At 64.3% G+C, this 13,446-nt stretch carries 11 protein-coding genes; 10 read left to right on the forward strand and 1 reads right to left on the reverse strand.

The genetic code is table 11. From position 1 onward, the window contains the following. Nucleotides 1-486 precede the first annotated feature (486 nt). Nucleotides 487-4,020, forward strand: coding sequence for a DNA polymerase III subunit alpha (dnaE, locus tag FNL56_RS14300; RefSeq protein WP_143577936.1), 3,534 nt, complete (start codon nt 487-489; stop codon nt 4,018-4,020). A gap of 98 nt (nt 4,021-4,118) precedes the next feature. Further along, nucleotides 4,119-5,333, forward strand: coding sequence for an amidohydrolase family protein (locus FNL56_RS14305; RefSeq protein WP_143573384.1), 1,215 nt, complete (start codon nt 4,119-4,121; stop codon nt 5,331-5,333). 57 nt (nt 5,334-5,390) lie between these two features. Here the strand turns inward: FNL56_RS14305 and FNL56_RS14310 are convergent, their stop codons facing one another. Continuing rightward, nucleotides 5,391-5,594, reverse strand: coding sequence for a hypothetical protein (locus FNL56_RS14310; protein ID WP_143573386.1), 204 nt, complete (start codon nt 5,592-5,594; stop codon nt 5,391-5,393). 293 nt (nt 5,595-5,887) lie between these two features. Between FNL56_RS14310 and FNL56_RS14315 the strand changes: the two genes are divergently transcribed. The 8 genes from FNL56_RS14315 to rseP all read left to right on the forward strand — a co-directional run bounded on the left by FNL56_RS14315 (nt 5,888) and on the right by rseP (nt 13,365). After that, nucleotides 5,888-6,883, forward strand: coding sequence for a 30S ribosomal protein S2 (locus tag FNL56_RS14315; protein WP_143573388.1), 996 nt, complete (start codon nt 5,888-5,890; stop codon nt 6,881-6,883). Between the two features lie 150 nt (nt 6,884-7,033). Continuing rightward, nucleotides 7,034-7,957 carry a translation elongation factor Ts gene (tsf, locus tag FNL56_RS14320; protein ID WP_143582109.1) on the forward strand — a complete coding sequence of 308 codons (924 nt, stop codon included), beginning with the start codon at nt 7,034-7,036 and terminating at the stop codon, nt 7,955-7,957. Nucleotides 7,958-8,030: 73 nt separating this feature from the next. Beyond that, nucleotides 8,031-8,747 (forward strand): UMP kinase, encoded by a 717-nt coding sequence (pyrH, locus tag FNL56_RS14325; protein WP_143573392.1) that lies wholly within the window; start codon nt 8,031-8,033, stop codon nt 8,745-8,747. A gap of 57 nt (nt 8,748-8,804) precedes the next feature. Next, entirely contained in the window at nt 8,805-9,371 is a 567-nt protein-coding gene (gene frr, locus FNL56_RS14330) for a ribosome recycling factor (protein WP_143582110.1), read from the forward strand. Between the two features lie 95 nt (nt 9,372-9,466). Beyond that, nucleotides 9,467-10,222: an isoprenyl transferase gene (locus FNL56_RS14335; protein ID WP_143573396.1), complete on the forward strand. Its 756-nt coding sequence runs from the start codon at nt 9,467-9,469 to the stop codon at nt 10,220-10,222. 5 nt (nt 10,223-10,227) lie between these two features. Next, nucleotides 10,228-10,941, forward strand: a complete 714-nt coding sequence (locus FNL56_RS14340) for a phosphatidate cytidylyltransferase (protein WP_441351297.1) — start codon at nt 10,228-10,230, stop codon at nt 10,939-10,941. 4 nt (nt 10,942-10,945) lie between these two features. After that, nucleotides 10,946-12,169 carry a 1-deoxy-D-xylulose-5-phosphate reductoisomerase gene (locus FNL56_RS14345; RefSeq protein ID WP_143582111.1) on the forward strand — a complete coding sequence of 408 codons (1,224 nt, stop codon included), beginning with the start codon at nt 10,946-10,948 and terminating at the stop codon, nt 12,167-12,169. A gap of 44 nt (nt 12,170-12,213) precedes the next feature. Next, complete coding sequence (rseP, locus tag FNL56_RS14350) at nt 12,214-13,365, forward strand: RIP metalloprotease RseP (RefSeq protein ID WP_143573399.1); 1,152 nt, start codon at nt 12,214-12,216, stop codon at nt 13,363-13,365. Nucleotides 13,366-13,446: the final 81 nt, after the last annotated feature.

Consider the following 13,446-nt stretch of genomic DNA (forward strand, 5'->3'; position numbering starts at 1 on the left):
TCCTGCCGACTCGACCGGCGTGTTGGTTTCGGACCGCACAACATCGACGCGCCGGCCATTCGTCAACTCACATCGTCGAAATGAGTGACGGCCGGGCATTCGATGCCCGGCAGGCGATTAACCATCGCCCAACCAGACGGTGAATGTCGCTGTCGCCTCGCTTGACTAAAGAACAAAGGAAGAACTATGTTCTTCATACGTTCTAGAGATCACGGAGGCTGACATGTTGAAGACTTTCGTTGAAGAGGCTGCCGCACTGGCGTCGATCGTTCTGTTCGTGGGCATGATTGCGGTGTGGGCGCAATTGATCCCCCAGCTCTGAGCCTGGCCCGTTCGGGCGGCGTAAGCCGGCGACGGGAAAGCGGGGATGCTTTGGGTGGCGCGTTCGTTTCGCGTGGACAGCCCCGGGTCCAGCCATCACCATGGACTGGCGAGTCGATCTTTCGAGGTCGCCGCGTTTCCTCCAGTCGATGATTGCCTGACGCCATGAGTTCCAGACCCGCTGCTGCGGCTAATGCCGGTTTCGTCCACCTGCACACCCATTCGGCCTATTCGCTGCTGAAGGGCTCGATCAAGGTCGAGAAGCTGGCGGCGCTGGCCAAGGCCGACCACCAGCCGGCGCTGGCCCTGACCGACACCGACAACATGTTCGGCGCGCTGGAATTTTCCGAGAAACTGGTCGGCTACGGCATCCAGCCGATCGTCGGCTGCGAGATCGCGGTGGATTTCGGCGACCAGGATCCTAACGCCCGCAATGCGCTGAACGCAGTGCCGGCGCGCATGGTATTTCTGGCGGCGCGCGAGCGCGGCTATCGCAGCCTGATGAAGCTGAACTCGCGGGCGTTCCTGGAAACCCCGATCCACCAGACCCCGCATATCAAGTTCGAGTGGATGCTGGAGGAGGCCGAGGACCTGATCGTGCTGACCGGCGGGCCGGAAGGCCCGATCGCTATGGCGCTCAATGCCGATCAGGCGGCACTCGCCGCCACCCGCTGCGACCGCCTGGGCTCGCTGTTCGGCGACCGGCTGTATATCGAGTTGCAGCGCCACGGCGTCGAGAAGGAGCGCCGCGCCGAGGCCGGGCTGATCGATCTGGCCTATGCCAAGGGTTTTCCGCTGGTCGCCACCAACGAGCCGTATTTCGCCACGGCCGACGATTACGAGGCGCATGATGCGCTGTTGTGTATCGCCGGCGGCAAGATGATCGCCGACACCGAGCGCGACCAGCTCACCCCCGACCACCGCTTCAAGACCCGCTCCGAGATGGCCGTGCTGTTCGCCGACCTGCCAGAGGCGCTGGCCTCCACGGTGGAGATCGCCGAGCGCTGCTCGTTCCGGCCGCGCACCCGCAAGCCGATCCTGCCGCGCTTCACGGTCGGCGCGGGCTCCAATGCCGCCGATGCCGAAAGCGAGGAAGCCGAGGAACTGAAGCGGCAGGCCCAGGAGGGCCTGACGCGGCGGCTCGCCGTCCACGGCGTCTCGCTGGGCATGACGGAGGAGGACTACCGCGCGCGGCTCGACTTCGAGCTGAACGTCATCAACCGCATGAACTATGCCGGCTACTTCCTGATCGTGGCCGACTTCATCAAATGGGCCAAGGAGCAGGGCATTCCGGTCGGCCCTGGCCGTGGTTCGGGCGCGGGCTCGATGGTCGCCTATGTGATGACCATCACCGACCTCGACCCGATCAAATTCGGCCTGCTGTTCGAGCGCTTCCTCAATCCGGAACGCGTCTCGATGCCCGACTTCGACATCGACTTCTGCCAGGACCGCCGCGGCGAGGTCATCACCTACGTACAGAATCGCTATGGCCGCGATCAGGTCGCGCAGATCATTACCTTCGGCACGCTGCAGGCGCGCGGCGTGCTGCGCGACGTCGGCCGCGTGCTGCAGATGCCATACGGCCAGGTCGACAAGCTGACCAAGCTGGTGCCGCAGAATCCGGCGGCGCCGGTGACGCTCGCCGCCGCCATCGAGTCCGAGCCGAAGCTGCAGGCGTTTCGCGACGAGGACCCGATCGTCAAACGCGCCTTCGACATCGCGCTGCGGCTCGAGGGCCTGACGCGCCACGCTTCGACGCACGCCGCCGGTATCGTGATCGGCGACCGCCCGCTCTCCGAGCTGGTGCCGATGTATCGCGATCCGAAATCCGACATGCCGGTCACCCAGTTCAACATGAAATGGGTCGAGCCCGCGGGCCTGGTGAAGTTCGACTTCCTGGGCCTGAAGACGCTGACCGTGCTCGACGTCGCGGTGAAGCTGTTGAAGCAGCGCAACATCCACGTCGACCTGCCGACGCTGCCGATCGACGATGCCGCGACCTATGCGATGCTGGCCAAGGGCGAAGTGGTCGGCGTGTTCCAGCTGGAAAGCCAGGGCATGCGGCGCGCGCTGGTCGATATGCGCCCCGACAGGTTCGAGGACATCATCGCGCTGGTGGCTTTGTATCGGCCGGGCCCGATGGCGAACATCCCGACCTATTGCGCGCGCAAGCATGGCGACGAGCAGTCGGAATACATGCATCCGATGCTGGAGCCGATCCTGAAGGAAACCTACGGCGTCATCATCTACCAGGAACAGGTGATGCAGATCGCCCAGGTGATGGCCGGCTACTCGCTCGGCGACGCAGACTTGCTGCGCCGCGCGATGGGCAAGAAGATCCGCGCCGAAATGGAAAAGCAGCGCGCGATCTTCATCGCGGGCTCCGTCAAGAACGGCGTCGCCAAGGAACAGGCCGACACGATCTTCGACCTGCTCGCCAAATTCGCCGACTACGGCTTCAACAAGTCGCACGCCGCGGCCTACGCGCTGGTGTCGTACCATACCGCCTATATGAAGGCGCATTACCCGGTCGAGTTCATCGCCGCGTCGATGACGCTGGACATGAGCAACACCGACAAGCTGTCGGAATTCCGCGCCGAGGCGCAGCGGCTTGGTATCAAGCTCGAGGCACCCAACATCAATCTCTCGGCTGCCACCTTCGAGGTCGCCGACAACACCATCTTCTACGCGCTGGCCGGCCTGAAGGGCGTCGGCGGCGCCGCGGTCGACCTGATCGTCGAGGAGCGCAAGAAAGGCCTGTTCACCTCGCTGGCGGATTTTGCGTCGCGGGCGAGTCCACGTGCGATCAACAAGCGCGTCATAGAGAGCCTCACGGCCGCCGGCGCGTTCGATACGCTGGACGCCAACCGCGCCCGCGTGTTCGGCGGCGCCGAGGCGATCCTCGCGGCGTGCCAGAGCGCGCATGAGGACAAGACGATCGGTCAGAAGAGCATGTTCGGAGGTGCTGCGGACGCGCCGACCATCATGCTGCCGCAGATCGACAATTGGCTGCCGGCCGAAAAGCTGCGCCGCGAATACGACGCCATCGGCTTCTTCCTGTCCGGCCATCCGCTCGACGACTACGCCGTGGTGCTGAAGCGGCTGCGGGTGCAGAGCTGGGCGGAATTCTGCCGCGCCGTGAAGTCGGGCGCGACCGCCGGCAAGGTCGCCGCGACCGTGGTGACGCGTCAGGAGCGCCGCACAAAGACCGGCAACAAGATGGGCATCACGGGCCTGTCCGATCCCACCGGCCATTTCGAGGCCGTGCTGTTCTCGGAAGGCCTCGCCCAGTTCCGTGACGTGCTGGAGCCGGGCGCTGCCGTCTTGCTGCAGCTCGGCGCCGAACTGCAGGGCGAGGACGTTCGCGCCCGCGTGCTGCATGCCGAGCCGCTGGATGCCGCCGCCGCCAAGACCCAGAAGGGTCTTCGCATCTTCCTGCGCGACACCAAGCCGCTGGATTCGATCGTCAAGCGCCTGTCCGGTGACGCGCCGGCGGCCGCCGCCTCCGGCCGCGGCGTGCTGGCACCGAAGCCGACCGCGCCGTCCGGCGGGGCGGGGGAGGGCGACGTCTCGGTGGTGATGATGCTGAATCTGGAAACCGAGGTCGAAATGAAGCTCCCCGGCCGCTTCCGCATCTCCCCGCAGATCGCCGGCGCCATCAAGGCGGTGACCGGGGTGGTACAGGTCGAGATGCTGTGATTTCGGTCCACTGGACTCTTCACCCTTAAGGCGCAGAATTACCTTGTCAGTCGACGCCATGAACGATGGGCGCGGTCGGCTGTTTGGTTTGAAAAGCCATGAGCCGTGCCATGGGTCGATTGCTGAGTATCATCTGGGTCTTCGCATTGCTTGCTGGTCAGGCGCACGCCAGTGATGGGCCGTCGATGATGCTGACAGGGGCGACCGTCTACGCGTCGCCAACAGCGTCTCCGATTGCCGATGCCTTGGTGTTGATCTCCGGCGGCATGATCACCGCCGTAGGCAAACGGTCGGACGTGCAGGTGCCGATCGACACGCAGGTGATCGATTGCACAGGCAAGACCGTAGTCGCCGGTTTCTGGAACAGCCACGTCCATTTCACCGGACCGCAATGGCTTCGGGCTGACAGCGCGCCCGCCGGGCAACTGACGCTGCGCATGCAGGAGATGCTGACGCGCTGGGGTTTTACCACCGTTTGGGATCTCGGCTCCGTGCCGCAAAACTCTCTTTCATTGCGAGCTCGCGTCGAAAGCGGCGAGGTCGCAGGGCCCAAAATACTTCTCGCGCCTAACTTCTTTCCGAAAGGCGGCCATCCGATCTATGTGCCGGCCGACGTGGAGGTGCCCGAGCCTGGGACGCCGGGCGAGATGACAAATCTGGTCTCTGAGGCGTTTGGCATGGGCAGCGACGGCGTGAAGCTTTTTACCGGCTCGTTCAGGGGCCCCAAGCCGGTGGTCAACATGGACCCGGCTGTGGCCAAGGCAGCCGTCGATGTCGCCCATGCGCGAGGCAGGCCGGTCTTCGCCCATCCACAGAACAAGGCAGGCGTGGACATCGTGCTGGCGACCCATGTCGATGTGATGGCTCACACCGTACCCGCGCAGCACAACTACAGCGAGGAACAATTGAGTCTCGCCAGAGCCGAGGGCACGGCCTTGATCCCAACGCTGACGCTATGGACGACAGCGCCGCTGCTGGCGTCCAGCATGGTCGACGCCGGAGTGCTGCAACTGAAGACCTTTTCGGACAATGGCGGCACCATCCTGTTCGGCACAGACGTAGGCTTCACAAAAATCGTCGATACCACGTTGGAATTGGAATTGATGGGACGCGCGCTGTCGGCCAGTCAGGTTCTCGCGGCGCTGACCACCAATCCGGCGGGCTTCTTCCATGCCGCGCGAAAAGGGCGAGTGGAGGTGGGAATGGATGCCGATCTGGTGGTGCTGGACGGTGATCCTGCCGCCGACGTCCGCAACCTTGCGAAGGTCGGCATGACTATCCGGGCCGGGCGGACCATTTATCAGAAGCCATGATGCAGGGGCCAGCGGGCGGGGTGCTCCGCGCCGTTCAGGCGGACAGCACAGCTTTGTTCAGGCGGCGGGCAGGGTGATCGGGCCGAATGAAGCTTTCGGATAGAGGTAGTCCTCTCCGGATTCATCAATGACGCGCAGCATCCCATGCTTGTCAGCATCCTGATCAACCAGCGCGATGTAGATCTTTCGTCTTTCCAGCGAGGCGTCGTAGCCGTCGTTATCGAGGCATACGACGAGTTGTTCCGATGGTGTCTCGGTCATGGTCTGCCCTCCAAAGAGGTGCTTGATCCGGTCATGGTGCCCAATTGCCGTGTTATATCCTCAAAATGCCCGGCGGGGTATTTGTGACGGCATATCCCGCCAGTCACGCAGAAAAACCTGCAAGTGTCCGGTTTGCCTTGCTTATCCCGGGAATCCGGCTATATACCGCGCCATCTCACACGGAAGCACGGCCTCACGGCCATCCGGTGGCATTCCGGCCTCACAGCAGATTTCCTGCCTAAACGCTTGATTGCTCACACGCTTCCGGAGGAACCAACCGGAGAATTAGAACTATGGCGATTCCTGAATTTTCTATGCGTCAGCTCCTCGAAGCCGGCGTCCACTTTGGCCACCAGTCGCACCGCTGGAACCCGAAGATGGCTGACTACATCTTCGGCGCGCGCAACAACATCCACATTATCGATCTCGCCCAGACCGTGCCGCTGCTTCACCGCGCGCTGCAGGCTGTGTCGGACACCGTCGCCAAGGGTGGTCGCATCCTGTTCGTCGGCACCAAGCGCCAGGCCCAGGACGTCGTGGCCGAAGCTGCCAAGCGTTCGGCGATGTACTTCGTCAATTCGCGCTGGCTCGGCGGCACGCTGACCAACTGGAAGACCATTTCCGGTTCGATCAAGCGCCTGCGCCACCTCGATGAAGTGCTCAACTCGGGCGATGCCTCGGCCTACACCAAGAAGGAGCGCCTGACGCTGCAGCGCGAGCGCGACAAGCTCGACCGTTCGCTCGGCGGCATCAAGGACATGGGCGGTCTGCCCGACCTGATCTTCGTGATCGACACCAACAAGGAAGACATCGCGATCCAGGAAGCCCAGCGCCTGGGCATCCCGGTGGCGGCGATCGTCGACACCAACTCGGACCCCAAGGGCATCACCTATGTGGTCCCGGGCAATGACGACGCCGGCCGTGCGCTGACGCTGTATTGCGACCTGATCGCCCGCGCCGTCATCGACGGCATCTCGCGCGCCCAGGGCGATTCCGGCTACGACATCGGCGCCTCGGCGGCCCCGATCGAGGAAGCCATCGCGGCTCCGGAAGCCGCCGGCTTCCAGGGTCTGGCGGGTCCCCGCGGCACCGCCGACGACCTCAAGAAGCTCACCGGCGTGTCCGGCGAGATCGAGAAGAAGTTCAACGACCTCGGCATCTTCCACTTCTGGCAGCTGGCCGAGCTCGATCACGACAACGCCCACAAGATCGGCGAAGAGGTCGGCCTGCCGACCCGTGCCGATGGCTGGGTCGCCCAGGCCAAGGCGATGACGGCGGAAGCCGAGTAATCACGCTCACGCGTCTGAGAGTTAAGTGTGGCCGGGGTTCCGGCCACACTTTTTCGGTTCTACTTCCTCACGATGAAAATTCCTGTGGCGTCGCGTGGCATGCAGCATCGGCTGCGCCCGCTTCAGCCCTGGCAGGCAAAGGGTTCAACGATGGCAACGATTACCGCAGCGATGGTCAAGGACCTCCGCGAGACCACCGGCGTCGGCATGATGGACTGCAAGAACGCGCTCACTGCCAATGACGGCGACATGCAGGCATCGATCGACTGGCTGCGCGCCAAGGGCCTCTCCAAGGCCGCCAAGAAGGCCGACCGCGTCGCCGCGGAAGGCCTGATCGGCGTCGTCACCGCCGGCGCCAAGGGCGTCGTCGTCGAAGTCAATTCCGAGACCGATTTCGTCGCCCGCAACGAGCAGTTCCAGGGCCTGGTCAAGATGATCGCTCAGGTCGCGCTCAAGGCCGGCGGCGATGTCGATGCGATCAAGGCGCACCAGGTCGGTGACGCCACCGTCGAAACCGCGATCACCGAAGCGATCGCGACCATCGGCGAGAACATGTCGCTGCGCCGCGCCGCCCTGCTCGAAGTCTCGGCCGGCGTCGTCTCCAGCTACGTGCACAACGCCGTGACCGAAGGCCTCGGCAAGATGGGCATCATCGTCGCGCTGGAATCGACCGGCAAGACCGACGAACTCGCCGTGCTCGGCAAGCAGATCGCGATGCATGTCGCCGCCGCCAACCCGCAGGCGCTTGATTCGACCTCGCTCGATCCCGCCGTCGTGGCGCGCGAGAAGGACGTGATGGCGGACAAGTATCGCCAGCAGGGCAAGCCGGAAGCGATGATCGAGAAGATCGTCGAGAACGGCCTGAAGACCTATTACAAGGAAGTCTGCCTGCTCGATCAGGCCTTCATCCACGACACCGCCAAGTCGGTCGCCCAGGCCGTCAAGGAAGCCGAAGGCAAGGTCGGCGCGCCGATCAAGCTGACCGGCTTCGTGCGCTACGCGCTCGGCGAAGGCATCGAGAAGCAGACCTCGGACTTCGCCGCCGAAGTCGCCGCCGCCAGCGGTCAGAAGTAAGCACGACTTGTTACATAAGACTCCCGGCGGATCGACGCCGGGAGTTGCCGCCTCGAAAGGAAGCGATCGCATCATGGGTGAGCCGCTCTATCGTCGCGTCGTGATCAAGCTTTCAGGCGAATATTTTGCCGGCGGCCAGCCGTTCGGCATCGACCAGCCCACCATCGACCGCATTGCCGGCGACCTCATCGCGGCCCAGAAGCTCGGCGTCGAGATCGCCGTCGTGGTCGGCGGCGGCAATATTTTTCGCGGCGTCGAAGTGTCCTCGCGCGGCGTGTCGCGCCCGACCGGCGACACCATGGGCATGCTCGCCACCGTGATGAACTGCCTGGCGCTTGAAGCTGCGATCGAGCGTCGCGCGGTGCCGGCCCGCACCCTGTCGGCGATGGTCATGCCGCAGGTCTGCGAGCTGTTCACCCGTGCTGCCGCGCACAAATATCTCTCCGAAGGCCGCATCGTGCTGCTCGCCGGCGGCACCGGCAATCCGTATTTCACCACCGACACGACAGCGGTGCTGCGCGCCGCCGAAATCGGCGCCGCGGCGGTGCTCAAGGCGACCAATGTCGATGGCGTCTACAGCGCGGATCCGAAGAAGCACCCGGCCGCCACGCGGTTCGAGCGGCTCAGCCATTCGCAGGCGGTCGAGGGTAACTACAAGGTCATGGACGCGACCGCTTTCGCGCTTGCCCGCGAGACGGCGCTGCCTATCATCGTATTTTCGATCGCCGAGCCGGGTTCGATCGGCGCCATTCTGACCGGTACAGGCCGCGGCACCATCGTCGCGGGCTGATTTTCAGTGTAGCCCGGCCGCGGTGCGGAGCAGGGCAGGTTTCAAGAGGAGAGCTGCATGGCCCCGTTGGCCCCATTCGATATCAACGACCTCAAGCGCCGTATGCAGGGCGCCACTGCCGCGCTGAAGCACGAACTCGGCGGACTGCGCACCGGGCGCGCCGCGGCCTCGATGCTGGAGCCGGTGCAGGTGGAAGCCTATGGCAGCCATGTGCCGTTGAAGTCGGTCGCCACCATCTCGGTGCCGGAGCCGCGCCTTTTGTCGGTGCAGGTCTGGGACAAGTCGATGGTCAAGGCCGTCGAAAAGGCGCTCGTCGATTCCAACCTTGGCCTCAGCCCCGCCACGGAGGGCACGACGTTGCGCTTGCGGATTCCCGAGCTCAACGAAGAGCGCCGCAAGGAACTGGTGAAGGTCGGTAATAAATACGCCGAGGCCGCCAAGGTCGCCGTCCGCCATGTCCGCCGCGACGGCATCGACCACATCAAGAAGCTCGAGAAGGCGCACGACATCACCGAGGACGACCAGAAGCGCCTCGACAACGACGTGCAGAAGGCGACCGACGCCTCGATCGCCGAAATCGACCAGATGCTGGCCGCCAAGGAAAAGGAAATCATGACGGTCTAGCGCGATCCTTCGCGCTGGCGCGACGGACAGCAAGGCCTGCCGTCGCGCCCCTATTTGACTTGAAAGCGCATGATGTCATGCGCAGGGACCAACCGATGTCGAACGCCGCCGCGCCCGCAACTGATGGATCGGACCGATCCACGCCTTTGCATGTCGCGATCATCATGGACGGCAACGGGCGCTGGGCCTCCGCACGCGGCCTGCCGCGCGCCGAGGGCCACCGCCGCGGCGTCGATGCGCTGCGCCGCGTCGTCCGTGCCGCCAACGAAATCGGCATTCTCTATCTCACGATATTCTCCTTCAGCTCGGAGAACTGGTCGCGTCCGGCGACAGAAATCCGCGACCTGTTCGGATTGCTGCGTCGCTTCATCCGCAACGATCTGGCGACGCTGCATGCCGACGGCGTCTGCGTTCGCGTGATCGGCGAGCGCGAAGGGCTCGATCCCGATATCCGTTCGCTGCTCTCCGAAGCCGAGGATCTGACCCGCGGCAACACCCGGCTCAATCTCGTGGTGGCTTTCAACTACGGCTCGCGCCACGAGATCGCCAAGGCCGCGCAGCGCCTGGCGCAGGAAGTCGCCGACGGCAAGCGCACGCCGGACAGCATCAATGTCGATACGCTCGGGCAGTATCTCGACGCGCCGGACATTCCGGATCCCGATCTGATTATCCGCACCTCCGGCGAACAGCGACTTTCGAACTTCCTGATGTGGCAGGCCGCGTATAGCGAGCTTGTTTTCGTGCCGATGCACTGGCCGGATTTCGACAAGGCCGCGCTGGAAGGCGCGATCGCCGAATACGCCCGCCGCGAGCGCCGCTTCGGCGGTCTTGCTGCGAAGACCGGTTCGTGACGGACGTGGATCACGACGGCGGCGCGCCGAAACAGGTCGATGACCGCGGTCTGCGAAACCTCCTGATGCGCGTGCTCGCCGCGCTGGTGCTGATCCCGGTCGCGATCGGCGTCGCCTATGCCGGCGGCTGGTGGTGGGCTGCGCTGGTGATCGCGGTTTCGATCGGCCTGTTCGTCGAATGGCGGATGATTGTCGGCGCGGGCAGCATGGGCTGGATCGCGCTCGGCTTGCTTTATGCCGCAGCCGCGCTGGCGGCGTCCATCGTAGTGCGGCTGGACCCGGTCTGGGGTTTTGCGGCGCTGATGTTCGTGCTGCTGGTCGTTTGGGTCACCGACATCGGCGGCTATTTCGCGGGCAGGGGGATCGGCGGCCCGAAACTGTGGCCGCGGGTCAGCCCGAAGAAGACCTGGGCCGGCGCGATCGGCGGCCTGGTGCTCAGCCTCGGCGTGGCCTTTGGTTTTGCGGCCTACGGAATCGGCCGGATCGGGCCGCTGCTGGTACTCGCCACCGCGCTGACGGTCACGTCGCAGCTCGGCGACCTGTTCGAATCGGCGGTCAAGCGCCGCTTCGGCGTCAAGGATTCCAGCCACATCATTCCCGGCCACGGCGGTCTCCTGGACCGGCTGGATGGCTACGTCTTCGCGATTGTCGCTGCCGCGGTGATCGGTCTTTTACGCGGCGGCGCCGATGGTGTCGGCCGCGGTCTTATGGTTTGGTGATCCGATGAGTGCTGTTCCTCTGCGAAACAATAAGGCCGCCGCGTCCAGCGTGCGCCGCGTAACCGTTCTCGGCGCCACCGGCTCGATCGGTGACAGCACGATGGACCTGATCCGCGCCGCGCCGGAACGCTATCAGGTGGAGGCGTTGACCGCCAACACCAACGTCGAAGGCCTGGTGAAACTCGCCAAGGAATTCCGCGCCCGCTTCGTCGCGGTCGCCGATGCGTCCAAACTGGCCGAATTGCGGTCGGCGCTGGCCGGCACCGGCATCCAGTGCGGCGCCGGCGACAGCGCCATCGTCGAGGCCGCGGAGCGTCCGTCGGACTGGCTGATGGCCGCGGTATCCGGCGCGGCCGGGCTGAAGCCGGCGCTGGCGGCGGTGGACCGCGGCGCCACCATCGCGCTGGCCAACAAGGAATGCCTGGTCTGTGCCGGTGATTTCTTCATGCAGCGCGCCGCCAAGGCGGGGGCCTGCATCCTGCCGGCGGATTCCGAGCATAATGCGCTGTTCCAGGCGCTCGGCTCCGGCAGCCGCGAAGAACTGACGAAGGTCATCATCACCGCGTCCGGCGGGCCGTTCCGCACCTGGGCCGCCGCCGACATCGAGCAGGCGACGCTCGCGCAGGCCTTGAAGCACCCGAACTGGTCGATGGGGCAGAAGATTACCATCGATTCCGCCTCGATGATGAACAAGGGCCTCGAAGTGATCGAGGCCTCCTATCTGTTCGCGCTGACGCCGGACGAGATCGACGTATTGGTGCATCCGCAGTCGATCGTCCATGGCATGGTCGAATTCCGCGATTTCTCGGTGCTGGCGCAGCTCGGCTCGCCGGACATGCGGACGCCGATCGCGCATTGCCTGGGCTGGCCGGACCGCATTCCGGGCCGGGCCGCGCCGCTCGATCTGGCCAAGATCGGCACGCTCACCTTCGAGGCGCCGGATTATGTGCGTTTCCCCGGCCTCAAACTGGCCTTTGACGCGCTGCGCACCGGCCACGGCGCGACCACGGTCTACAACGCCGCCAACGAAGTCGCGGTCGCGGCCTTCATCGCGCAGAAAATCCGGTTCGGTGCGATCGCGCGGCTGGTCGAGGCGACCATGAATGACTGGGTGCGGTCAGGTAATTTGGCACCGCTTTCGTCGGCCGATGACGCCATCGCCGTTGACCATAGCGCGCGAAAAATGGCTGCCACCCTCTTGCCTCAAATTGCCGCAAAGGCAACCTAGTCAATTGGGGACGAAGCTTGCGGCTTCGCGTGTAGGGGATTGCGATGCTCGGGTTTTTTGAACACGGTTTCAATACGTTAAGCCACGGATTGATAGGTTACATCATTCCGTTTCTGTTCGTATTGACGATTGTGGTGTTCTTCCACGAACTCGGCCATTTCCTGGTCGCGCGCTGGAACGGCGTGAAGGTGCTGACCTTCTCGCTCGGTTTCGGGCCGGAGATCATAGGCTTCAACGACCGCCACGGCACGCGCTGGAAGATCTCGGCGATCCCGCTGGGTGGTTACGTCAAGTTTTTCGGCGATGAGAGCGAAGCCTCGACGCCGTCGTCGGCCACGCTGTCGGGCATGTCGGCCGACGAGCGCCAGGGCAGCTTCCACCACAAGCGGGTAGGGCAGCGCGCCGCGATCGTCGCGGCCGGCCCGATCGCCAATTTCATCCTCGCCATCGTCATCTTCACCTGCCTGTTCACCTTCTTCGGCAAGCCCTCGACCACCGCGCAGGTCGATACCGTGCAGGTCGGCAGCGCCGCCGCAGCAGCCGGCTTCCAGTCCGGCGACGTCATCAAGTCGATCGACGGCAACGCGATCGGCAGCTTTTCCGACATGCAGCGCATCGTCGGCACCAAGGCCGGCGAGCAGCTCTCCTTCGGCATCAAGCGCGGCGATTCGATCGTCGAGCTGAAGGCGACCCCTGAACTCAAGGAAGTCAAAGACAGCTTCGGCAACGTGCATCGCCTTGGCGTGCTCGGGATTACCCGCTCGGCCGCGGCCGGCGAGGCAACCACCGAGAAGGTCAACCCGGCGGCGGCTCTGGTGCTCGGCGTCAAGGAGACCTGGTTCGTGGTCGAACGCACCCTGTCCTATATCGGTGGTGTGTTCACCGGCCGCGAGGCGGCCGACCAGGTCGGCGGCCCGCTGCGAATCGCCCAGATCTCGGGGCAGGTGGCTACCATCGGAATCACCGCGCTGATCCACCTGGCGGCGGTACTTTCGATCTCGATCGGCCTGCTGAACCTGTTTCCGGTGCCGTTGCTGGATGGCGGTCACCTGCTGTTCTATGCCTTCGAGGCGGTGCGCGGCCGGCCACTTTCGGAGCGCGCCCAGGAGATGGGGTTCCGCGTCGGACTGGGACTTGTGCTGATGTTGATGGTGTTTGCGACCTATAACGACATTCTTCATCTGGCATCATCATGATGCGATTTCGGGACAACGTGGCCGATAGGCAACGTCTTGGAACGAAAATGAAATCGCCACGCGAAAGGCCGTTTGCCAGTC

This window comes from Tardiphaga sp. vice304 (assembly GCF_007018905.1).
In the GTDB taxonomy this organism is placed as follows: domain Bacteria; phylum Pseudomonadota; class Alphaproteobacteria; order Rhizobiales; family Xanthobacteraceae; genus Tardiphaga.